Genomic DNA, 21,712 nt, shown 5'->3' on the forward strand with positions numbered 1-21,712 from the left:
CCCTAGCCTGGGACGGTGCCGTCTTGGACGAACGCGACACCGACCGACCCCACCACCCGGGGCGTGCTGCGTCCCGTCACGACCGGTCGCGAGGCCGGCCTGCGGCGCGACCTTCCGGTGTCACCCGCCCTGGAGCCGTTCGTCGAGCGCTACTGGGCCGTGCGGTGGGACCGGAGCGGCCGGGGCCCGTTCCGCTCCGAGGTGCTGCCCCACCCGAGCGTCAACCTGTCCCTGGAGCGCGGCGACCGCCCCCGGTTCGGCGTGGAGCTGCCCGCGGTGCTGCTGCACGGCGTGGTGGGCCACCGCTTCACCGTCGACCTGACCGGGCGAGGTCGGGTGGTGGCGGCCAAGTTCCGGCCCGGCGGGTTCACGGCCCTGACCGGCGTCGTCGTCCCTCGCTCCACCGTCCGCCCGGTGGCGCCGGCCGACCTCGGGGAGCAGGGCGGCCAGGCCGCGGCGTCCGGGCTGGACGACGCGCTCCGGGTGCTGAGCGAGGACGGCTCCGACGAGGCCGTCACCGCGCGGCTCGACGACGCCCTCCGCCCGCTGGCCCACGAGCCCGACCCCGCGTACCGCCGGCTGCGCGACCTGCTGGCCGCGATGGTCACCGACCGCGCGCTGGTCCGCGTCGAGCAGGTCGCGGAGCTGGCCGGCATGTCGACCCGGGGGCTCCAGCGCACGTTCGCCGCCTACGTCGGCCTCGGACCCAAGGCCGTCCTGGCCCGGTACCGGCTGCAGGACGCCGTCGCCGCGATGGACGACGGCCGGGTGGACGACCTGGCCGGCCTGGCCGCGTCGCTCGGCTGGTTCGACCAGGCGCACTTCTCGCGCGACTTCCGCGACGTGGTCGGGGTGACGCCCACGGCGTACCTGGCCGACGCCCGGGCCCGGACCACGGATGCGGTGGACCGCCCGCGCAGCACCCCTGGACCCTGATCGCGGACCCGTCGCTCCGCAGCCGTGGTGGCCGGCCACCACGGCGCGTCAGCCGTCGAAGCGGACGAAGGCCCTGATCGACCCGTCGCCGTGGTCCCGCGTCTCGCGGTAGCCCAGCGACTCGTAGAACGCCCGCTGCCCCGGCTCGTCGTCGGTCAGCAGCACCTTCTGCCGCACGTGCTCGTACGGCGCCAGCACGGCCTCGACCAGGCGCCGACCGACGCCGCTCCGGCGAGCCCTGGGATGCACGAGGACGTCCTGCAGGTAGCAGATGCTGGCCCCGTCCGACACGACCCGGGCCAGCCCCACCAGGCGACCGTCCGACCGGGCCGTCACCACGTGGGTGGAGCCCGCGACGGCGACGGCGAGGGTGTCGGGGTGGTCGGTGTAGGCCGTCCAGCCGACCGACGCGTACAGCGTGACGACCTCGTCCACGTCGCGCGGGCGTTCGGGCGCGACGTGGACGGGCGGGTGGGGCGGGTGGGTCACCCCGGTCGAGGTCAGTCCTCGACCCGCTTGGACGCGCCCTGCAGCTCGTCGATCAGCAGCGACGCGTCGCCCTTGCTGAGGCCCTCGGGGACCTCGCGGCCGGCCTCGCGGGCCAGGGTCTGCAGGTAGCTGAGCTGAGGACCGGTGGCCGGCTCGTCACCGGTCGCCCACTGCTCGACGGGCTTCTCGGCGGACTCGGCGGACTCGGTGGGGGCGGTCCCGGCGGGCGCGGGCTCGGACGGCGTGGTGGTGTTCTCGCTCATCTGTCGAACATACGTCCGAGCCCCCCGGTGCGCACCTCGTCGCGCGTCAGATCCCGATCGACCCCATCTGGGCGGCCGCGTACCGGGTCCCCGTGAACGCCTCCGGCGGCGCCACGGCCTCGATCCGCGCGAGGTCCTCGGCCGTCAGCTCGACGTCGACCGCCGCCACGTTCTCGGCCAGCCGGGTCTCGCTGCGGGTCCCGGGGATGGGCACGACGTCCTCGCCGCGGGCCAGCACCCAGGCCAGCGCGAGCTGGGCCGGGGTGACGCCCTTGTCCGCCGCGACGGCCTGCACCTCGCGCACCACGGCCGTGTTGGCCTCGAAGGCGTCCGCGGCGAAGCGGGGGTTGCTCCGCCGGAAGTCGTCGTCGGCCAGGTCCGCGGGTGAGGTGATGGCGCCGGTCAGGAACCCCCGGCCCAGCGGGGAGTAGGCGACGACCCCGATGCCCAGCTCGCGGGCGGTGGGGACGACGTCGGTCTCGATGTCCCGGCTCCAGATCGACCACTCGCTCTGCAGGGCCGCGATCGGGTGCACGGCCGCAGCCCGACGGATCGTGTCGGCGCCCGCCTCGGACAGGCCCAGGTGCCGCACCTTGCCCGCGGCCACCAGCTCGGCCATCGCGCCGACGGTCTCCTCGATGGGCGTGCCCGGGTCGACGCGGTGCTGGTAGTACAGGTCGATCACGTCGACGCCGAGCCGCTGCAGGGACGCGTCGCAGGCGCGGCGGACGTACTCCGGCGTGCCGTCGATCGACCGGCTGCCGTCCTCGTGGACGACGTTGCCGAACTTGGTGGCCAGCACGACCTCGTCGCGCCGCTCGCGGACCACGGCGCCGACCAGGCGCTCGTTGGTGTGCGGGCCGTACATGTCGGCGGTGTCGAGCAGGGTGACGCCTAGGTCGAGCGCGCGGTGCAGGGTGGACCTGGACTGCTCGTCGTCGCGGGGCCCGTAGAAGGCGCTCATGCCCATGCAGCCGAGGCCGACGGCGCTGACCTCGAGCGGGCCGATCGTGCGGGTGGGGATGCTCATGCGGTGACCTCCTCCTGGCGGGCGTGCGGGGTGGGGCCGGCGACCAGGCCGGCCTCGATGAGGGAGTAGTTCGCGATCTTGTGGTCGACGACGGTCAGGCACTCGGTGAGCGCGGCGATCCGGGCCAGGACGTCGGTCCGGTGCTGCTGCAGGATCTGCCGACGCTCGGCCGAGGTGGCGGGCCCCTGCCGGCGCAGGTCGGCGTAGCGCTGCATCAGCTGGATGGGCATGCCGGTGGTGCGCATGCGCAGCAGGAACTGCAGCCAGGTCACGTCGGCCTCGTCGTAGCGACGGCGACCGGCCGGGTCCCGCCCGGGCGGGTCGGCCAGACCGATCCGCTCGTAGTAGCGGAGCGTGTCGACCGACACGCCCAGGACCTCGGCCACCTGGCCGATCGAGGAGCTCATGCGTTCGACGCTATGACCTGGAGCGCGCTCCAGGTCAAGCGGTCGGGTGCGGCGGCGGCGGCCGGGACGTGGTCGAGGACCGGCGCGGTCGGCCATCCTCGGGCCATGACGAGCAACGCCGACCACTTCGCCGCGAGGCTGCGGTTCGAGACCGACCCCGCCGACGTCGCCGCGGCCCGCGCCGCCGGGCACGCACCGCTGCTGCTGGACGTGCGCAGCCAGGCCGCCTGGGACCAGGGGCACGTCCCCTGGGCCCGGCACCTGCCCCTGGCCGAGCTCGCCGACCGGCTCGACGAGCTGCCGCCGCCCGGCGACGACCCCGACCTGGTGACGTACTGCTGGGGCCCCGGCTGCAACGGCAGCACCAAGGCCGCCCTGGGGCTGGCCCGCGCGGGCTACCCGTCGGTGCGGGAGATGATCGGCGGGTTCGAGTACTGGGCGCGCGAGGGCCTGGCCGTGCAGACCGCAGCGGGCAGGACCCGGCGCGTCCCCGACCCCCTGACCTCGCCGTCGCCGCCCGGCTGACACCATCGCGCGGGTGCCCGCCGCCGACCTCGTGCCCCCCGCCCGTCGGCTCTGGGAGCAGCTCGCCGCCGTGCCCGTGACGTTCGGCGACGGGGCCACCGTGGTCGTCTCGCCGTCCTCGCGGCTGTGCCCCGCGGGCTTCGTGGGCGTGGTCCGGATCGGCGACGGCGTGCTGGCCACGGTCCCCGACGACACGGCGACGGCCGCGGTCCGGGAGCACCTGCGCGCCGTCGGCCCCGCGCAGGCCGCCGACCTCGACGCCTGGGCCCGGCGCTTCCGGCTCGGCTACGCGCTCGGCCCCGCCCGCCTGGCCTACCTGAGCGCCGACGGGTTCACCCCCGTGGTCGCACCGGGCGCGCCCCCGGTCGTGCCGGTGGAGCGCTCCGGGGCCGAGGTCGTCTCGTTGCTGGCCTCGGTGGTGCCCGCCGAGGCGGAGGAGAGCGGCCTGGACGGCATCACGTCGCCCGCGTTCGTCGTGCGGGGGCGGGGCGGTCGCCTGCTGGCCGCCAGCGGCTACCGCGCCTGGCCCGGCGGCGCGGCGCACCTGTGCGTGCTCACGGCCCGGACCGAGCGGGGCGGCGGGCTGGGTCGGCGCACGGCGTCGGCCGCCGTGGCCCACGCCCTGGCCGCCGGCCTGCTGCCGCAGTGGCGCGCCCGGGTCGAGCCGTCACGACGGGTCGCCCGCGCCCTGGGCTTCGTCGAGGTCGGGGACCAGCTGGGCGTGCAGCTGCGCGGCTAGCCTGGGGTGATGGAGCAGCGCATCAGCCTGGTCACGCTCGGCGTCCGCGACCTGCCTCGGGCTCGCGCCTTCTACGAGGAGCTGGGCTGGCGCGGCCAGGAGGTCGAGGAGACGGTCTTCTTCCAGGCCGGCGGCGTGGTGGTCGTCCTGTGGGGCCGGGACCGGCTGGCGGCCGACTGCGGCGTCCCCGACCCGGACTCCCGCGAGGCCTGGTTCGGCGGGACGGCCCTGGCGCACAACGTCCGCGAGCGCGAGGAGGTCGACGCCGTCCTCGCCGAGGCGGCGACGGCCGGCGCGACCGTGACGCGGCCGGCGGGCGAGACGCCGTACGGCGGGTACGCCGGGGTGTTCACCGACCCCGACGGGCACGCCTGGGAGATCTCGTGGAACCCGGGCTTCCCGATCGCCGAGGACGGCTCGGTCACCGTCCCGCCGCTGACCTGAGGGCCCCCGCGGCCCGGACGGGGCAGCAGCAGCCCCGCTCTGCGGCTGTCCCCCTTACCGGTGGCGCGAGGGTTCTGGGACCGTCGACGCGTGACCACGACCGCGACCACCCCGAGCGGCAGCACCGCAGCCCCCGACCCCTCGCCCGAGCCCGTCGTCCGCACCCGTGACCTGAGGCTGCGGATCGGCGACCGGCTCGTCCTGAGCGGGGCCGACGTGACGGTCGGGCCCGGCGTCACCGGCCTGCTGGGCCCCAACGGCGCCGGCAAGACCACCCTGATCGGCCTTCTGCTGGGCCTGCAGCGCCCCACCTCCGGAGACATCGAGGTGCTGGGCCTGGACCCCCGGACGGACGGGCCCCGGCTGCGGCCCCGGATCGGCTACTCGCCCCAGCTCCAGGTGCTCCCGCCGGACGTGCCCGCCGTGGACCTGGTGTCGCACCTGGCCGAGGTGCAGGGCCTGCCCCGCAGCGCGGCCCGGCAGCGCAGCAGCGACTCGCTGTGGCTGGTCGGCCTCGGCGAGGAGCGCACCCGGCGCGTGGGCACGATGTCGACCGGTCAGAAGCAGCGGGTCAAGCTGGCCTGCGCCATCGCCCACGACCCCAGCCTGCTCGTGCTCGACGAGCCCACCAACGGCCTGGACCCGGTGCAGCGCGACGACCTGCTGGTGCTGGTGCGCCGGCTGGGCACCGAGCTCGGCATGCACGTGCTGCTCAGCTCCCACCTGCTGGCCGAGGTGGAGCAGGTGTGCGACGCGGTGGTCATCCTCACCGACGGCCGGGCCAGCTCGTCCCGGCTCGGCGGGGCCGCACAGCGCTCCACCACCCGGCTGCTGGTGCTGGACGCCGCGTCGGCCCCGGCCGTCGAGGCGGGCCTGCGGGCGGCCGGGGTCGCGGTGACGGCTCCCGACGTCCCCGGGGACGGCCGTGCCCGCGACCGGCACGACGCCGGCGACGGCCTGGCCCGGCTGCAGGTGACGCTGAGCGAGCCCGGCCACGAGCAGGCCCTGACCCAGGTCCTGGCCGGCTGCGGCGCCGACCTGCACGGGTTGACCGAGCCGCGCCACGGGCTGGTCGACACCTACCTGGCCACCACGGGCGGTGCGGCGTGAGGGCGCCGGAGGAGGCGTCCCGCCTGCTCGACACCGGCTACCGGCCCTACGACGGCCCGCGCGCCGGGACGGCCGGCGCCGTCGGCAGCCTGCTGCGCTACTCGCTGCGGCGCGGGCTCGGCCTGGGGCGGCCGTTCGGCGGCAAGGTGCCCATCGGCCTGGTCGTCCTGATCGCGTACCTCCCGGCCGTGGCGCTGGTGGGGGCGTCGGTCCTGCTCGGCGACATCCTCGACCAGCCCCTGATGCAGTCGGTGCGCGACTACTACGGCCTCATCACCACGGCCGTCATCGCCTTCGCCGCCCTCGTGGTGCCGGAGCTGTTCTGCACCGACAAGCGGACCGGCATGCTCGGCCGGTACCTCGCCACGCCGCTGACCCGCTGGACGTACCTGCTGGCCAAGGCCGGGGCGATGCTCCTGCTGCTGGCCCTGGTCGCGCTGGGCCCGCCGCTGCTGCTGGTCGTCGGCCTGGCCGCGACCGGAGACACCCCGCCGGCCCTGCTCGACGTGCTGGACGTGCTGTGGCGCGTCGTGGTGGCGACCCCGCTGGTCGCCCTGCCGCTGGCGGCGGTCGCGGCCGCCGTGTCCAGCCTGACCACCCGCCGCATCGTGGCCACGGCCGTGATCGGGGTCGTGCTGCTGCTGGGCGGCGCGGTGGCCGGCATCCTCGCGGCCACCGGGTCCCCGGCCACGGTCCTGCTGGGCGACGTCGTCATGGTCGCCTTCGAGATGCCCAGCCGGCTCCTGGACGGCACGTCGGAGCTGAGCGGGGTGCCGCTGTGGCAGCTCGCCACGGCCTGGCTGGCCTGGGTCGCCGTCCCGACCGTCGTGGTCATCGCCTCCTACGCCCGGACGAAGGTCTCCCGATGAGCCCCACCAGCCCCGCCCCCACGACCGACGACCGCGAGCCGGACGGTCCCGTCGCCGAGCTGGTCGACGTCAGCCGCTGGTACGGCACGGTGGTGGCCGTGTCGGGGGTCAGCCTGTCGCTCCGCCCCGGGGTCAACGCCCTGCTGGGTCCCAACGGCGCCGGCAAGTCGACGCTGCTGCGCCTGGTCTGCGGGCTGACCCGGCCGTCGCGGGGGCAGGTGCGCCTGCTCGGCGTCGACCCGCGCCGGCACCCCGAGGTGTACCGCCAGGTCGGGATCGCCCCCCAGCAGGAGGCGCTGTTCGAGCACGAGAGCCCCACCCGGTTCGTCCGGACGGCGGCGCGGCTGGTCGGCGTGGCCGACCCCGAGCAGGCCACCGTGGCGGCGCTGGAGCGGGTCGGTCTCGACCCGGCCGACCCCCGGCCGCTGCGGGAGCGCTCCGGCGGCGAGCGCCAGCGGGCCAAGATCGCCCAGGCCATCGTCCACCGGCCCCGCCTGCTGGTGCTGGACGAGCCCGTCGAGGGCCTGGACCCGCGGCAGCGCATCGCCGTGCTCGACCTGGTCGCCGACCTCGGGACGGAGGGGCACACCGTGCTGGTCTCCAGCCACGTGCTCGGCGAGCTGGACCGGATCAGCGACCGGGTGCTGGTCATGGCCCAGGGCCGGGTGGTGGCCGCCGGCACGTCCCACGGGCTGCGCGAGCTGCTGGACGACCGCCCGATGAAGGTGCGGGTCGGCACCGACCGCCCCCGTGAGCTGGCCGCAGGCCTGGTCGGTGTGGCGGGGGTGGTGGCGGTGTCGGTGGAGGACGTGCCGGCCGGCGAGCGGGGCGGGGCGGTGGTGGTCGACACCCTGGCCGCCCCGGCGCTGCGACGGGCCCTGGCGGCCCGGGCCGTGTCCGCCGGCGCGGTGCTGCACGAGGTCCGCCCGCTCGACGACGACCTGGACAGCGTCTTCCGCTACCTGGTGACCCGATGACCCCGCCCGCCGCCCGACAGGAGACCGACGTGACCACCACCGCCCGACCGGCCGGCCCGCGACCGACCACCGCGTCGGTGTGGCTGCTGACCACGATCATGATGCGGGCCGCCCGGGGGCGCTGGCGCCTGGTGGTGTCCGTCGCCGCCGCGGCCGCGCTCGGGGCCGTGGGCCTGGTGGTGCGGCTGCGGGCCGACGCGGGCGGCGTCCCCGACGAGCAGGTCGTCGGGCTGCTGACCGTGCTCGTGCTCACGCTGTACGCCCCGCTCATGAGCCTGGTCCAGGCCGCCGCCGTGGTCGGCGACCTGCGTGACGACGGCACCCTGGTCTACCTGTGGCTGCGACCGGTCCCCCGCTGGTCGCTCGCGGTGGCCGCGACGCTGGCGGTCGTCGTCCGCTCGGCCCCGCTGGCCGTCCTGGCCGCCGTCGTGCTCGCGGTGTCGGCGGGCGGCGGTCCGTTGCTGGTCGTGGCGGCCGGGTACGCCGCGGCGATGGCCTGCCTGGGCTACGCGGGCCTGTTCGCGTTCCTGGGGCTGGCCGTCCGCCGGGCCCTGGTGTGGGGCCTGGTCTACGTGCTGCTGTGGGAGGGGCTGGTGGCCGCCTTCGGCGCCCTGCCCGCCAAGCTGGCGGTCAGCACGTACAGCACGTCGCTGCTGACCACGCTCACCGACACCACGGCGCCGGCCCAGGGGGTGGGCCTGGCGTGGGCGTGGGCCGGTCCGGTGCTGTTCGCCGTCGTCGCCACCGCGGCCGCGCGGTGGCGCCTGGTGCGCGGCGAGGTCGCCTGAGGTCATCGGCTCGAGGTCCCCGCGAGCCCCACGGGACGTCGGTGGCGCGGGCGTAGCCTGACCGACCGTGACCTCGGACCGGCCCCGCCCCGCCACGCTCGTCGACGTGGCGGCGCGCGCCGGGGTCGGCCGGGGCACCGCGAGCCGCGCCCTGACCGGTTCGCCCGCGGTGTCGCCGGGGGTGCGGGCCGCGGTGCTCAAGGCGGCCGACGAGCTGGACTACCGCCCCAACCTGGCGGCCCGGTCGCTGCGCAGCCGCCGCAGCGGCTCGGTCGCGCTCGTCGTGCCCGAGACCGAGGACGTCGTGTTCACCGACTCGTTCTTCTCGGGCATCCTGCGCGGCGTCAACGCCGAGCTGACCGACGCGGGACTGCTGCTCGTGCTGTCGCTGCCCCGCACCGACGCGCAGCGGCACCAGATCGAGCGCCACGCCGTCGACGGCCACGTCGACGGCGTCATCCTCATCTCCGCCCACGACACGGACCCGCTGCCGGCGGCCCTGCTGGCGGCCGGCGTACCCGTGGTCACGGCGGGCCGGCCGAGCGACGGCACCATGCCGTCGGTCGACGTCGACAACCGCGGCGGGGCCCGGGCCGCGACCGAGCACCTGATCACCGGCGGCCGCCGCCGGCTCGTGAGCGTCACGGGGCCGCAGGACATGAGCGCGGGCACCGACCGGGTCACGGGCTGGCGCGACGCCGTGGCGGCGGCCGGGCTCGCCGTCACCCCCGACCTGCTGGCCGACGGCGGGTTCACCGAGGAGGGCGGCCACCACGCGATGCGGCAGCTGCTGGCCGCGGTGCCCGACCTGGACGGCGTCTTCGTCGCCTCCGACCTGATGGCCGCGGGGGCCCTGGCCGCGCTGCGGGAGGCGGGCCGCGACGTGCCCGGTGACGTGGCGGTGGTCGGGTTCGACGACCGACCGCTGGCCCGCCACCTGAGCCCGCCCCTGACCACGGTCCGCCAGCCGATCGAGGACCTGGGCCGCGGCGCCACCCGCCTGCTGCTGGGCCTGCTGGCCGGCCGCCCGACGCCGGCGGCGCCGCTGGTGCTGCCCACCGAGCTGGTCGTGCGCGAGTCCGCCTAGCGCTGCGCCGACGCCTCTGCTGACGCGGGGTGTTGACACCGGTCAGGACCGGGGTCACTGTGGTCCCGGGCGCCTGGGAACGTTCCCAGAGCGCTGCCACGACGACGTGGACCGGAGGTCCCCATGTCCCACCACCTCATCCCCCGCGGCGTGCGCCGCGGAGGTGGCCGACGAGCACTGGCCGTCACCACGGCCGGCGCGCTGGCGCTCACCGCCGGCGCCCTCGGCGCCGGGAGCGCGGCCGCGGCCGACGCGCCGGAGCAGGTCACCAACGGCGGCTTCGACGACGGCCTGACCGGGTGGAACGCCTACCCGGCCGCGTCGGTCGTCGACGGCCGCGGCTGCATCGACGTGCCCGCCGGCAGCGGCCCCTACAGCGCCGCGATCACGCAGCTGGTCCCCCTGCTGGCCGGCGAGACCTACGCGCTCAGCGTCGACATGCTGACCGAGCCCGCGACCGAGGCCAACGTCCGCGTGGTCGTCCAGGCCGGGCCGGACCGCAACTACGAGCAGTTCCTGCCTGCGCAGAAGGCCCCGCTCACGCCGCAGGAGCAGACGTTCCGGTGGACCTTCACCCCGTCGGTCGACTACCCGAACGCCGAGCTGGCGTTCCAGCAGGACATCAGCAACGCCGGCGCGTACCGGCTGTGCGTGGACGACGTGTCGCTGACCGGCGGCGCCGAGCCGGGCGAGTACGTCCCCGACACCGGCCCCCGGGTCCGGGTCAACCAGGTCGGCTACCTGACCGAGGGGCCCAAGAAGGCCACGGTGGTCACCGACGCCACCACCGCGCGGCCGTGGCAGCTGCGCCAGGACGGCACCGTCGTCGCCCGCGGGCGGACCGTGCCCGCCGGGTTCGACCCCAGCGCCGGCGTCGACGTGCACACCGTCGACTTCAGCCGGGTGCGCGCCACGGGCGAGGGCTTCACGCTGGTCGCCGACGGCGAGACCAGCTACCCGTTCGCCATCGGCGACGACATCTACGACGAGCTGCGGGTGGACGCGCTCACGTTCTTCTACACCAACCGCAGCGGCATCGAGATCCTCGACCCCATCGCCTCGGGCTACGGCCGCGCGGCCGGCCACGTCGGCGTCGCCCCCAACCAGGGCGACACCGCGGTGCCGTGCCAGGACCTGGCCGACGACTCCCAGCTGCTGTTCGACGAGCCGTGGACCTGCGAGGGCACCCGCGACGTGACGGGCGGCTGGTACGACGCGGGCGACCACGGCAAGTACATGGTCCCGGCCGGCATCGCCCTGGCCACCATGCTGAGCCAGCACGAGCGCACCCTGCACGCCGACGTGGTCACCGACGGTGCGCTCGGCGACTCGACGCTGCGCGTCCCCGAGACGGGCAACGGCGTCCCCGACATCCTCGACGAGGCCCGCTGGAAGCTCGAGTGGATGCTGAAGATGCAGGTGCCGGAGGGCCAGCAGTACGCCGGCATGGCCAACCACAAGGTCGCCGACGTCGACTGGACCGGCCTGCCGCTGGACCCGGCCGCCGACCCGCAGCGCCGGGTGCTGTACCGACCGTCGACCACGGGCACGCTCAACCTGGCCGCGACCGCTGCGCAGGGCGCCCGGCTGTGGGCGCCGTACGACGAGGCGTTCGCCGCCGAGCTGCTCGAGGCCTCCCGTACCGCCTACGCCGCGGCGAAGGCGACCCCCGACCTGCTGGTCCCGGCGCCCGACGCGGCGCTGGACCCCAACCCCGGCAGCGGCCCGTACGACGACCCGGACCCGAGCGACGAGTTCTACTGGGCCGCCGCCGAGCTGTTCATCACCACCGGTGAGCAGCAGTTCCAGCGCGACCTGGTCGCCTCGCCGCACCACACCGGCGACGTCTTCACCGCCGACGGCTACGACTGGGGCAACGTCGCGCCGCTGGGCCGGATGGACCTGGCGACCGTGCCGAACGACCTGCGCGACCGCAACCGGGTCCGGCTGTCCGTGGTGAAGGCCGCGGAGCAGTACCTGGCCGACGCGGCCTCGCAGCCGTTCGGCCACCCCTACGCACCGCCGGAGGGCGACTACGTCTGGGGCTCCAACAGCCAGGTGCTGAACAACATGATCGTGCTGGCCACCGCCTACGACATCCGCGGGCAGCAGAAGTACGCCGACGCCGTGGTCGAGGGGATGGACTACCTGCTGGGCCGCAACGCGCTCAACAACTCCTACGTCACCGGCTACGGCACGGTGTTCTCCGAGAACCAGCACAGCCGGCTGTACGCCAACCAGGTCGACCCGTCGCTGCCCAACCCGCCCGACGGCACCATCGCGGGAGGCGGCAACTCCACCACGGCGCAGACCGGCGACCCGGTGTCGACACCGCTGTTCTCCGACGGCTGCGCCGCCCAGACCTGCTACGTCGACGACATCGGCTCGTGGTCGACCAACGAGCTGACGATCAACTGGCAGGCACCGACGGCGTGGGTCGCGTCGTTCCTGGCCGACCTGGGCGACGGGACGCCGACCCGCTGACCCGCTGACTCCCTGACCCGCCCGAGGGGGGTGGGCTGACCGGCGGGGCCTCAGGCCCCGTCGGTCAGCACGGTCGGGCCCATCAGGGCCGCCGAGTCGTAGACGGTGCGGAAGCCCGTCACCCGGCCGTCGGCCAGGTCGATGATCGTCACGCCGGTGTAGGTCACGCCGTGCCCGCCCGCGCGGACGGCGTCGGTGGTCCACTCCAGGGCGGCGTGCCCGGACCCCTCCGTGACCTGGGTGAACGTGGTGCTCAGCTCGTCGAACTGGCGCAGGTACTCGTCGAACAGCGCCCGGATGCCGTCGGGCCCCTGCCGCGGGCCGTGCCCGTCGATGCTGCGCACCTCGGCGTCGTCGCTGAACAGCGCGGCCATGTCGTCCAGCTCGCGGGTCTGCTCCAGGTGCCGCAGCGCCGCGATGAAGCTGCGGGTCGTGCCGTCGGTGACCGCGTGGTCCACGGGTGGCTCCTTCTGCTCGGTCGGGGCCGCACCGGGTGCGCGTCCCCGCCGGGCCCGTACCCCGCGCGGGCGCCCGGACACCTCCGGTGGCGGGCTGGTCAGGCTCGGTCATGCTGGGGGCATGAGGAGAACCGTGCTCGTCGCCGGCGCCTCCGGCTTCATCGGCTCGCACCTGTGCGACGCGCTGTCCGAGGCCGGCCACGAGGTGCGGGCCATGACCCGGCACCCCGACGACTACGACGGCAGCGGCACCGCGGTCGCCGGGGACGTGTCCGACCCGGACTCCCTGGTCGAGGCGCTGCGGGGTGCGGACGCGGCCTACTACCTGGTGCACTCCCTGGACTCCGCGGACTTCGAGGACAAGGACGCCCAGGCGGCCCGCAACTTCGCCCGGGCCGCCGAGCAGGCCGGCGTCGAGCAGGTCATCTACCTGGGCGGGCTCGGCAGCGAGGACGAGGAGCTGTCGCCGCACCTGCGTTCCCGCCGCGAGGTCGAGCACCTGCTGGCCGAGGGCGCCGTACCGGTGACGACCCTGCGGGCGGCCGTGGTGGTCGGCCACGGCGGCATCTCGTGGGAGATCACCCGTCAGCTCGTCGACCACCTGCCGCTCATGATCACCCCGAAGTGGGTCGACACCCGGACCCAGCCCGTGGCGCTGCCGGACGTGATCCGGTACCTGGTGGGCGTGCTCGGCGAGCCCCGCGCCCAGGGCCGGACGTTCGAGATCGGCGGGCCGGACGTGCTGCGCTACGTCGACATGCTCCGGCGGGCCGCGACGCTCAAGAACAAGCGCATGCCCCGGGTCAAGGTGCCGCTGCTCACCCCCCGGCTGTCGTCGTACTGGCTGGCGCTGGTCACCGACGTCGACACCGCGACCGCCCGCAACCTGGTCGACTCCATGACCACCGAGGTCGTCGTCAAGGACCGCTCGATCCTGGACGTCGTGCCGGGTGAGCCGATCGGCTACGACGAGGCCGTCCGGCTCGCGCTGGCCGCCCGCGCCGCCGAGCAGGACGCCACGGTGGGCGACAAGCGGGCCGAGCGGGCCTGACGTGGGCTGGGCCCGGCGGCTGCTGGACGTCGTCGACTCCTCGCTGGTCACCAAGGTCGAGCGCGACCACTCACAGCCCGACAGCGAGTTCCGCCGCCGGCGCATCGTGGTCGCGCTGGTCCTGGTGGTCGGGGCGGTGCTGCTGGCCGTGTCGCTGGGCCTGGAGCCCGGGGACCCGGCGTTCTACGGCTGGACGATGCTGGTCGCGCTCACCTGGGTCGTCGGCGGCCTGCTGTCCGGCCCGCTGCACCTGGGTCGGACGCCCTCGCGGGGCCGGCTGCGCCGCCCGGTGCTCAGCCCCGTCCTGCTCGGCCTGGCCGCCGCCGCCGCGTTCGCGGTGGGGGCCCTGGTCGTCCGCCAGATCCCGCCGCTGGCCGGCTACGTCGACCAGGTCCTCGCCCACGCCGACGCCGGCTACCTGCCGCTGATCGCGGCCGTGACCCTGGTCAACGGGGTGGCCGAGGAGATCTTCTTCCGCGGCGGCCTGTTCGCCGCGATCGGCCGCCGTCGCCCGGTGCTGATCTCGACGCTGGTCTACGGCGTGGCCACGGTCGCCACCGGCAACGTCATGCTCGTGTTCGCCGCCCTGGTGCTCGGGGTGGTCCTCGGCCTGCAGCGCCGGGCCAGCGGCGGGGTGCTGGCCCCGATCCTCACCCACGTCACTTGGTCGTCGGTGATGCTGTTCGTCCTGCCCCCGCTGTTCGGCTGAGCGGCGGCCTCAGCGGGCCCGCACGCGGTTGTTGCGGGCGTCGTGGGTCAGCTCGACCAGGCCGAGCTCCTCCAGCAGCGGCGGCAGGTACATGCCGAACCGGCCGCGGTAGCCGTTGCGCAGGCCGTACCACCCGCCCACGGGGTTGTCCGGCGAGCGGCCCCAGGCCTCCACGCTGCCGTCGGGCGCCGGCTTCCTCTCGTCGGCCGCCCCCAGCGGCACCCAGTCGCCCCGCCCGACGAGCCAGGCGTGCAGGTCGGTGACGGCCCCGCGGTGGTACCGCAGCGTCGTCGAGCCGACCTGGCACACCAGCACGGGCGGGTCGGCGTCGTCGTCGGCGTACATCGTGTAGCTGGAGCTGCCGGGAGCGGTGCGCAGCTCCCAGGGGTCGTCGCGCGTCCCGCTGGCCATGCCGCCATGGTCCTCCGGGCCACCCGCGCCGTCGAGACCCACGGCGCGGTGCGGGTCCCCGCGCCACCGGCCGCCGCAGCACCGCGGCCCGACCGCCCCCGCGACGCTCGTCAGCGGTCCGGGCCGGGGCCCGGCTGGCAGCGCGGGCACCACCAGGTCCGGCGCCGGCCGGCGTCACCCGGCACCTCCTCGACCACCCGGACGGTGGTGCCGCACCGCAGGCACGGCCGGCCCGCCCGCCCGGCGACCCAGTGCGAGCGTCCCGGCCGCGGGTCGCCCGTGGTGACCTGCGCGGTCGGGCGCCCGGTGGTGGCCCCGGACACGGAGAAGCGCAGCAGCCGGTGCGCGAGGTCGACGACCCGGTGGAGGTCGACCTGGCCGACCGGGGTCCACGGCGAGCACCCGCGCAGGAAGCAGATCTCGTTGGCCCACAGGTTGCCGATCCCGGCCAGGTTGCGCTGGTCGAGCAGCGCCGCGGCCAGCGGGCGGTCCGCCGGCGTCGACAGCCGGCGCACGGCCTCGGCCGGGTCCCAGTCCGGGCCCAGCAGGTCCGGACCCAGGTGACCCACGACGTCGGCCTCGCGCGAGGTGGCCAGCACCTCGACCACCGGCATCCGCAGGGCGTAGGCCGTCGGCCCGTCCGTCACCAGCCGCACCCGCACCTCGTCCTCCAGGCGCCGCGGCAGCCGCCGGCCCGCCCGGACCACCGACCACTCGCCGTCCATCCGCAGGTGGGTGTGCAGCGTGACGTCACCGCTGAGGCGGGTGAGCAGGTGCTTGCCGCGCGGCACCGTGGCCACGACGGTCCGCCCGGACAGGTCGACGGTGGCGAAGCGCGGCACCCGCAGGTCGCTGCGCAGCACCGTGCGCCCGCTCAGCCGCTCGTGCAGCCGGCGCGCCACGCGCCAGACGCTGTCCCCCTCCGGCACCCGGGCACGGTAGGCAGGGCGTGGGCACCCCCGCCACCGGGTGCGCGCCACGGGCGTCCTGGTGCCCGCGGCCCCTGGCACCCGCCCGCGGGTCCGGGACCGGTGTGCCCCACGATGGTCGGGTGCTGCCGAGCCTCCGCGACCACCTGACGACCTGGCCCCGCCACCACCGCCCGCACCGGCTCGTCCTGGCCTGGACGGCCTGGGCCGAGACCGCGACGCTGGTCGTGCTGCTGGTCAACGTCGTGACCGTGCACTCCGAGCTCGTCACGTCGACCGTGGGTCCGGTGCACGGCGGGCTGTACCTGCTCTGCTCGGCCGCGGTGGTGGCCGCGCGCTGGGTGCGGGGCTGGTCCTGGCCGCTGGTGCTGGTGGGCCTGCTGCCTGCCGTCGGGGCCGTGGTCGCCCTGGAGGCGCTGCGCCGCGAGGGGGCCCGTCAGCCCGTCGGGTCGTCCTCGACCCAGGCGTAGTCCATCAGCCGCGCGGTCCCGACCGCGACGTCGCGACCGGCCAGCCGCTGGACCAGGTGCAGGGCCAGGTCGAGACCGGCCGATATGCCGGCGGAGGTGAGCACCCCGTCGTCCACCCAGCGCACGTCCTCCAGGACGGTCAGGCCCGGGTGGCGCCGACGCAGCTCGGCCACGTCGTCCCAGTGGGTCGTGACGCGCTCCTCGCGCAGCCGGCCCGCCTCGGCCAGGACGAACGCCCCCGTGCAGACCGAGGCCAGCAGCCGGGTCTCCGGCTTCGCGGCGAGCCACGCCAGCACCTCCCGGTCCTGCTCCACGTCGTCGGTCACCCCGCCCGGGACGAGCACGACGTCCAGCGGCGGGTGGTCGGCCAGGGTGTGGTGCACCCCCAGGTGCAGCCCGCCGCGGGCGACGACCGGGCGCGGGGTCGTCGCCAGCATCACGACCTCGAACCGCGGCGGCCGGTCGGGGTGCAGCCGGGCGTGCACGCGCGTGGCGGTGCTGAACACCTCGAACGGGCCGCAGGCGTCCAGCACCTCGACCTGGTCGAACAGGAGGATCCCGACCCGCGCCGTCCTCGCATCGGTCCCGGCGTCGGTCTCGTCGTCGACGTCGGGCGTGGCGCCGGGGACGGGGTCCGCGTGGCTGGTCACGGCAGCAACCTACGGCCGTCCGGACGGACCGGGGTCCCCCGTTCGGACCAGGTTGCCGCGGCGGGGTTTGCGGGGGGGCACCGGCGGGGACCCCGGGCTCGTGACACGGACGCGCATGCCTGCGCAGGGGTCGGACGGCTCGACCACCCACGAGGACTCGGACCGTCGGCTGCTGCGCGACGCCTGCGCCGGTGACGGTGCGGCGGTGGCCGCGCTGTACGACCGGCACTCCGGTGCGCTCTACGCGACCGCCTGCTGCGTCCTGGGTCCGGGCACCCCCGCCGAGGACGCCGTCGTCGACGCCCTGGTGGACGCCTGCCGTCCGCACGACGCGCCCTCGGCCGGGCGACGCTCGGTACGGCACGAGCTGGCCCGGGCGACGTACGAGCGCTGCGCGGCCGCGCAGACCCTGACGCCCGCCGAACGGCAGCGCGCGGTGCTGGCGCTGTGCCTGCACGGTGAGCACACCTACCGCGACGCCGTCGCCCTGACCGGGGCCCGGGGCGCGTCGCTTCCCGACCTGCTGCGGGACGCGGTCGGCCGGCGGGACCTGGCCGTCCCCGCCTGAACCAGGCGCGGCGTCGGCGCACGCCCGGACCTCAGGGGAGGTCGACGCGGACGACCTCCTGGTCCGTCGTGGGACCGGAGGAGAACTTGCCGTTGACGACCCACAGCGACCCCGCCTTGAACAGGGCCGTCGTCGGGCGCTCCAGGTCGTCCTCGACGGGCTCGTCCTGCCTCAGCTCGCCGGTCACCGCGTAGGTCCCGCCCGCCAGGTCGAGGTCGACGACGGCGACCGAGTCCTCGCCGAAGCCGAACACCACGTACAGCGTGGTCCCCCGCAGCTCGAGCCCGTCGCCGGCGGTCAGGTCCTCACCGGCCGTCTGCTCGAGCCGGTCGGCGACCCCGCTCGTGCGGTCCACGCGCAGCAGCTCCCCCTGGTCGACGACCAGCAGGTCCCCGCCCGGCAGGGTCCGGATGCCGTTGGCGTCGAACCCCGTGGGGCTCTGCGACCAGTCACCGCTCAGCGGCAGCAGGGTCGGCCCCGACGCACCGCCGTCCACCGGCCGCCGCGGCAGCACCACGAGCTCGGCGTTGAGCGAGTCGGTGACGAACACCTGCGTCCCCGACAGGTCGACGTCGTTGAGGAACCGGCCCGTCGTCGAAGCGGGTGCCGTGTACCGCGCCACCACGTCACCGGTGTCGCCGTCGTAGGCGGTGACGGTGCCGGTCGGCCCGCCGGCCACCCACAGCAGCCCCGTGCCCGTGTCGTAGGTCATCCCGATCGACGCCCCGCCCGGGGTGGGCTCGACCAGGACGGCGCCGGTCCCGGTGCGCAGGTCCCCGCGGTACACGCCGCCGCCCGCCGGCCCGGGGCGCGACCCGGCGTAGAACGTCGTCCGGGTGCCGCCCGCGATGCCCTCCGGCAGGTAGTCCGCCGGCAGCGGCAGGACGTCGGGGAACGGCCGGGTAGCGGGTGACGCGGCGACGGCCGGCGCCGCGGCCAGGCCGGGCAGGGCGACCAGCGCCGCCGCGGCGACCCCGGCGGCGGTCAGGGCGGCGCGGGCACGGACGGAGCAGTGGCGACGGGTCATGGCGGGCCTCCAGGTCGGGAGCCCATGGTGAGCAGAACGCTGACCGACCGCCACCCGAGCCGTTGACCGACGGTTCCGGGCGTCCCCGTCAGGCGACGACGAGCCGGACGACCGCCCACGACAGCGCGGGCAGCCGGACCTGCACCGTCGTGCCCTCGACGACCGTGCCGGGCAGGGGCCGGAGCCCGACCCGGTCGGGCTGCTGGACCCGTGTTGGCGGCGTGCCGGTCGCCGTCGGCCGGCGCGGCCAGCACCTGGGCGTCGAGCACCCGCAGCGACGGGAGGCCGAGCGCGGACAGCGCCACCGTCGACTCCTCGTCGACGGCGCGGTTGGCCAGGAACAGCGCCAGGGTGCCGCTCTCCTCGTCCCAGGTCGCGGTCGCGTCGACCACCGGCACGTCGCCGTAGGTGGGGCTGTCGACCCGGTCACCGGCCGCCTGCAGCTGCAGCACCTCGCCCCGGGCGTGCCGGCGGACCTGCTCGAACGGCAGCGCGGAGGCCTGCTTCCAGGCCGGCCCGCCGGGCTCGCTGCGCAGCAGCCCGATGACGTTGACCAGCTGCGCCTGGCAGCCGATGGCGACGCGGTCGGCGTGGCGCAGCAGGGAGTTCAGCAGCGTCCCCACGACCACGGCGTCGGTGACGGAGTACTCGTCCTCGATCACCCGGGGGGCGACGTCCCAGCCGCTGCGGCCCTGGGCGATGTCGGTTTGCTGGTGCCGGCTCAGGTACCAGACGTTCCACTCGTCGAACGAGATCGTCATCTGCTTGCTGTGGCGCCCGCGGGCCTTGACCGCGTCGGCCGTGGCCACGACGTCGTCGATGAACGCGTCCATGTCGGCCGAGCACGCCAGGAAGTCGGCCAGCCCCGTCGGGCCCTCGTGCTCCTCGTAGTAGGCGTGGGCGGAGACGTGGTCGACCACGTCGTAGGTCTCCTCCAGCACGACGCGCTCCCACTCGCCGAACGTCGCCATCCCCCGCCCGGAGCTGCCGCAGGCGACCAGCTCGATCGACGGGTCGACCAGCCGCATGGCGCGGGCCGTCTCCGCGGCGAGGCGGCCGTACTCGTGCGCGGTCTTGTGCCCGACCTGCCAGGGACCGTCCATCTCGTTGCCCAGGCACCACAGCCTGATGCCGAACGGGTCGGCGTCGCCGTGGGCGCGGCGCAGGTCCGACATCCTCGTGCCGCCGGGGTGGTTGGCGTACTCGAGCAGCTCCAGGGCCTCACGCACCCCGCGGGTGCCCAGGTTGACGGCCATCATCGGCTCGACGTCGGCCTTGCGCGCCCAGCGGACGAACTCCGACAGGCCGAACTCGTTGGTCTCGATGGTGCGCCATGCCAGGTCGAGACGACGGGGCCGGTCCTCGCGCGGGCCGACGAAGTCCTCCCAGTCGTGACCCGACACGAAGTTGCCTCCCGGGTAGCGGACCACGGTGGGCCCGACCTCGCGGACCAGGTCGAGCACGTCCTGACGGAGCCCGTCCGCGTCCGCGCTCGGGTGCCCGGGCTCGTAGAGGCCCGTGTAGACGCACCGGCCCATGTGCTCGACGAACGAGCCGAACAGGCGGGGCGGCACGGGGCCGACGGTGAAGTCGCGGGCGATGGTCAGCTGGACGCTCGGCACAGGTCTGCTCCTCGGTGGCGCGCGGGACCGGTCCCCACGTCGGCGTGGTCGTGCGGTGGCGACGGCCGTCGCTCATCCGCTCCGATAACGATATCGACCCCCGGCGCGCCGCCGACCACCCCCGCCCCGGGGACCGGGCCCACCCGGCGAGGAGGGCCCGCCGGGGCGACTGCTCCCGGTGTCAGGCCGGGAACGCCACCGGGCTCGCGTGACCGTCCCGGTCGACCGCGCGCACGCCAAGGAACACGTTGTCCTTGGAGATGTCGAGGGTGACGGCCGTGACGTCGCCGACGGGCACCAGGTTCGTCCACCGCGGTTCGGTGGTCTCGCGCCACACCACCTCGTAGCCGGCCAGGTCGGGGTCGGTGCCGCGGGTCCAGACGATGTCGGTCTCGTTGGTCAGCCGGTTGGTCAGCAGCCGGACCCCGCGCGGCGTGCCCGGCGCGGTGGCCAGCGTCCACAGCGCCGCGGCGTTCACCCGGGTGACGTCGGCGATGTAGTCCCACTCGCAGAACTCGGGCAGGTCGCCGATCTGCACCCCGTCCTCGACCCGCACGTCCTGGTGCTGGTGGTCGAAGTCCTCCTCGGGCTCGGTGAACCGCACGGCGGGGTAGCCCTGCTCGAGGAACGGGATGTGGTCGCCGCCGCGCAGGTACCGGTCGCGGCGGTAGATCACGCGCACGTCCATCGGCGTCGCCGGGCGCTGGGCCACGTCCTCGACGAAGCGGGCCAGCTGGCGGGTCGGGGAGTCGTTCTCGCCGCCCACCGACCGCCGGCGGTTCGCCTGCTGCGTCGTCTCCGACGTCGGGACCCCCTCGGCGAACAGGCGGACGGTGCGCGGGTCCGGCTCACCGCTGTCGCCCGTGCCGCTGCCGATGATGTCGTTGGTGAACATGGCCTGGACGTCGGCGCCGGCCGCCCGCAGCTGCGTGGCCATGTACCGGGCGCCGTAGAGCCCCTGCTCCTCACCGGCCACCGCGGCGAACACGATCGTGGCCTCGGGCTCACGGGTGGCCATCAGACGGGCCATCTCCATCACGGCCGCCACCCCCGAGGCGTCGTCGTCGGCCCCGGGGGCGTCGCTGGTGAAGTCGTCCACGTCGGTGGCCCGGGAGTCGTAGTGCCCGGACACCACGTAGACGCGCTCCGGGCTGACCGAGCCGCGCAGGGTCGCCACGACGTTGGTGATGGTGGTGGCCACGGGGATGCGCGATGCGGGCTGCTGCACGTAGGACTGCAGCTCGACGGTCATCCGCCCGCCGGAGGTCGCGGCGATCTCCTGCATCCGCGCGTGGATCCAGTCGCGCGACGCGCCGATGCCGCGCACCGGGTCGGTCTGGCTGGACAGGGTGTGCCGGGTGCCGAACGCCGCGAGCGCCACCACGGTCGCCTCGATGCGGTCCGGGTCGACCTCGCGGAGCATCCCCCGCAGCACCCGGTCCGGGGTCTGCGTGGTGGCGGCCCGACCGGGCCGGGTCCCGGCCCCGGGGTCGGCGGTCGACGCGGCCACCGCGGGGGTGGTCGAGCCCCCGACGACCGAGGGGCCGGCCGCCGCGGCGGCCGAGGTCAGCAGGGTCCGGCGGGCCAGCGACGGCGAAGAAGTCATGTGCGGAGTAACTAATAGTCGTCGTTGGATGTCAAGGGCCGGCTCGGAACTCCCAGCGGGCCC

Annotated in this window: 25 protein-coding genes; 14 read left to right on the forward strand and 11 right to left on the reverse strand. The window is 75.5% G+C overall.

From position 1 onward, the window contains the following. Positions 1-15 precede the first annotated feature (15 nt). Positions 16-936, forward strand: a complete 921-nt coding sequence (locus tag SJY06_RS20165; protein ID WP_380169328.1) for a helix-turn-helix domain-containing protein — start codon at positions 16-18, stop codon at positions 934-936. Positions 937-984: 48 nt separating this feature from the next. Here SJY06_RS20165 and SJY06_RS20170 read toward each other — a convergent pair whose 3' ends face one another. Genes SJY06_RS20170 through SJY06_RS20185 form a run of 4 tightly spaced genes read right to left on the reverse strand, consistent with a single transcriptional unit; the run spans position 985 to position 3,125 of the window. Beyond that, positions 985-1,425: a GNAT family N-acetyltransferase gene (locus SJY06_RS20170; protein ID WP_380169329.1), complete on the reverse strand. Its 441-nt coding sequence runs from the start codon at positions 1,423-1,425 to the stop codon at positions 985-987. 11 nt (positions 1,426-1,436) lie between these two features. Beyond that, positions 1,437-1,688 carry a DUF3072 domain-containing protein gene (locus SJY06_RS20175; RefSeq protein WP_380169330.1) on the reverse strand — a complete coding sequence of 84 codons (252 nt, stop codon included), beginning with the start codon at positions 1,686-1,688 and terminating at the stop codon, positions 1,437-1,439. 46 nt (positions 1,689-1,734) lie between these two features. Then, positions 1,735-2,718: an aldo/keto reductase gene (locus tag SJY06_RS20180; RefSeq protein WP_380169331.1), complete on the reverse strand. Its 984-nt coding sequence runs from the start codon at positions 2,716-2,718 to the stop codon at positions 1,735-1,737. After that, positions 2,715-3,125, reverse strand: coding sequence for a MerR family transcriptional regulator (locus SJY06_RS20185; protein ID WP_380169332.1), 411 nt, complete (start codon positions 3,123-3,125; stop codon positions 2,715-2,717). The genes SJY06_RS20180 and SJY06_RS20185 overlap by 4 nt, the downstream gene beginning before the upstream one ends. Positions 3,126-3,230: 105 nt before the next feature. On the opposite strand from SJY06_RS20185, the gene SJY06_RS20190 reads away from it, so the two are divergent. From SJY06_RS20190 to SJY06_RS20230, 9 genes are all read left to right on the forward strand, one after another. Then, the gene (locus SJY06_RS20190) at positions 3,231-3,650 is read left to right on the forward strand and encodes a rhodanese-like domain-containing protein (protein WP_380169333.1); all 420 of its coding nucleotides are present in this window, start codon (positions 3,231-3,233) and stop codon (positions 3,648-3,650) included. A gap of 13 nt (positions 3,651-3,663) precedes the next feature. Continuing rightward, complete coding sequence (locus tag SJY06_RS20195) at positions 3,664-4,389, forward strand: GNAT family N-acetyltransferase (protein ID WP_380169334.1); 726 nt, start codon at positions 3,664-3,666, stop codon at positions 4,387-4,389. Between the two features lie 9 nt (positions 4,390-4,398). Then, positions 4,399-4,833, forward strand: coding sequence for a VOC family protein (locus tag SJY06_RS20200; RefSeq protein WP_380169335.1), 435 nt, complete (start codon positions 4,399-4,401; stop codon positions 4,831-4,833). A gap of 90 nt (positions 4,834-4,923) precedes the next feature. After that, on the forward strand, positions 4,924-5,943 hold the full coding sequence (locus SJY06_RS20205; RefSeq protein WP_380169336.1) for an ABC transporter ATP-binding protein: 1,020 nt from the start codon (positions 4,924-4,926) through the stop codon (positions 5,941-5,943). After that, positions 5,940-6,812: an ABC transporter permease gene (locus tag SJY06_RS20210; protein ID WP_380169337.1), complete on the forward strand. Its 873-nt coding sequence runs from the start codon at positions 5,940-5,942 to the stop codon at positions 6,810-6,812. The genes SJY06_RS20205 and SJY06_RS20210 overlap by 4 nt, the downstream gene beginning before the upstream one ends. Further along, positions 6,809-7,789 (forward strand): ABC transporter ATP-binding protein, encoded by a 981-nt coding sequence (locus tag SJY06_RS20215; protein ID WP_380169338.1) that lies wholly within the window; start codon positions 6,809-6,811, stop codon positions 7,787-7,789. The genes SJY06_RS20210 and SJY06_RS20215 overlap by 4 nt, the downstream gene beginning before the upstream one ends. Before the next feature lie 29 nt (positions 7,790-7,818). Beyond that, positions 7,819-8,577: a hypothetical protein gene (locus tag SJY06_RS20220; protein ID WP_380169339.1), complete on the forward strand. Its 759-nt coding sequence runs from the start codon at positions 7,819-7,821 to the stop codon at positions 8,575-8,577. Between the two features lie 67 nt (positions 8,578-8,644). Continuing rightward, the gene (locus SJY06_RS20225; RefSeq protein ID WP_380169340.1) at positions 8,645-9,664 is read left to right on the forward strand and encodes a LacI family DNA-binding transcriptional regulator; all 1,020 of its coding nucleotides are present in this window, start codon (positions 8,645-8,647) and stop codon (positions 9,662-9,664) included. Positions 9,665-9,787: 123 nt separating this feature from the next. After that, positions 9,788-12,148 (forward strand): glycoside hydrolase family 9 protein, encoded by a 2,361-nt coding sequence (locus SJY06_RS20230; protein ID WP_380169341.1) that lies wholly within the window; start codon positions 9,788-9,790, stop codon positions 12,146-12,148. 50 nt (positions 12,149-12,198) lie between these two features. Here SJY06_RS20230 and SJY06_RS20235 read toward each other — a convergent pair whose 3' ends face one another. Then, complete coding sequence (locus SJY06_RS20235; RefSeq protein WP_380169342.1) at positions 12,199-12,606, reverse strand: nuclear transport factor 2 family protein; 408 nt, start codon at positions 12,604-12,606, stop codon at positions 12,199-12,201. Positions 12,607-12,727: 121 nt separating this feature from the next. Here SJY06_RS20235 and SJY06_RS20240 point away from each other — a divergent pair, with 121 nt between their 5' ends. Both SJY06_RS20240 and SJY06_RS20245 read left to right on the forward strand, forming a co-directional pair. Next, a complete protein-coding gene (locus tag SJY06_RS20240) occupies positions 12,728-13,657 on the forward strand; it encodes an NAD(P)H-binding protein (RefSeq protein WP_380169343.1) in 930 nt (309 codons plus the stop codon). Position 13,658: 1 nt separating this feature from the next. Beyond that, positions 13,659-14,366, forward strand: a complete 708-nt coding sequence (locus SJY06_RS20245; RefSeq protein ID WP_380169344.1) for a CPBP family intramembrane glutamic endopeptidase — start codon at positions 13,659-13,661, stop codon at positions 14,364-14,366. A 9-nt stretch (positions 14,367-14,375) separates the two neighbouring features. On the opposite strand, the gene SJY06_RS20250 is transcribed toward SJY06_RS20245, so the two are convergent. Continuing rightward, positions 14,376-14,777, reverse strand: coding sequence for a DUF6855 family protein (locus SJY06_RS20250; RefSeq protein ID WP_380169345.1), 402 nt, complete (start codon positions 14,775-14,777; stop codon positions 14,376-14,378). A 110-nt stretch (positions 14,778-14,887) separates the two neighbouring features. Continuing rightward, entirely contained in the window at positions 14,888-15,706 is an 819-nt protein-coding gene (locus tag SJY06_RS20255) for an Fpg/Nei family DNA glycosylase (RefSeq protein ID WP_380169346.1), read from the reverse strand. Between the two features lie 122 nt (positions 15,707-15,828). On the opposite strand from SJY06_RS20255, the gene SJY06_RS20260 reads away from it, so the two are divergent. Continuing rightward, complete coding sequence (locus SJY06_RS20260) at positions 15,829-16,176, forward strand: DUF3817 domain-containing protein (protein ID WP_380169347.1); 348 nt, start codon at positions 15,829-15,831, stop codon at positions 16,174-16,176. Here the strand turns inward: SJY06_RS20260 and SJY06_RS20265 are convergent. Continuing rightward, positions 16,143-16,826 (reverse strand): DJ-1/PfpI family protein, encoded by a 684-nt coding sequence (locus SJY06_RS20265; RefSeq protein ID WP_380169348.1) that lies wholly within the window; start codon positions 16,824-16,826, stop codon positions 16,143-16,145. The genes SJY06_RS20260 and SJY06_RS20265 overlap by 34 nt on opposite strands. A gap of 115 nt (positions 16,827-16,941) precedes the next feature. Between SJY06_RS20265 and SJY06_RS20270 the strand changes: the two genes are divergently transcribed. Continuing rightward, complete coding sequence (locus SJY06_RS20270; RefSeq protein ID WP_380169349.1) at positions 16,942-17,394, forward strand: hypothetical protein; 453 nt, start codon at positions 16,942-16,944, stop codon at positions 17,392-17,394. A gap of 31 nt (positions 17,395-17,425) precedes the next feature. Here SJY06_RS20270 and SJY06_RS20275 read toward each other — a convergent pair whose 3' ends face one another. The 3 genes from SJY06_RS20275 to SJY06_RS20285 form a co-directional block, all read right to left on the reverse strand. Beyond that, positions 17,426-18,421 (reverse strand): hypothetical protein, encoded by a 996-nt coding sequence (locus tag SJY06_RS20275; RefSeq protein WP_380169350.1) that lies wholly within the window; start codon positions 18,419-18,421, stop codon positions 17,426-17,428. Continuing rightward, positions 18,418-20,043 (reverse strand): alpha-N-arabinofuranosidase, encoded by a 1,626-nt coding sequence (locus SJY06_RS20280; RefSeq protein WP_380169351.1) that lies wholly within the window; start codon positions 20,041-20,043, stop codon positions 18,418-18,420. The genes SJY06_RS20275 and SJY06_RS20280 overlap by 4 nt, the downstream gene beginning before the upstream one ends. A gap of 181 nt (positions 20,044-20,224) precedes the next feature. Then, on the reverse strand, positions 20,225-21,649 hold the full coding sequence (locus tag SJY06_RS20285; protein WP_380169352.1) for a M20/M25/M40 family metallo-hydrolase: 1,425 nt from the start codon (positions 21,647-21,649) through the stop codon (positions 20,225-20,227). Positions 21,650-21,712: the final 63 nt, after the last annotated feature.

The sequence above is a fragment of the Jannaschia sp. R86511 genome, from assembly GCF_042466345.1.
Classification (GTDB): domain Bacteria; phylum Actinomycetota; class Actinomycetes; order Actinomycetales; family JBBAYJ01; genus Aquipuribacter.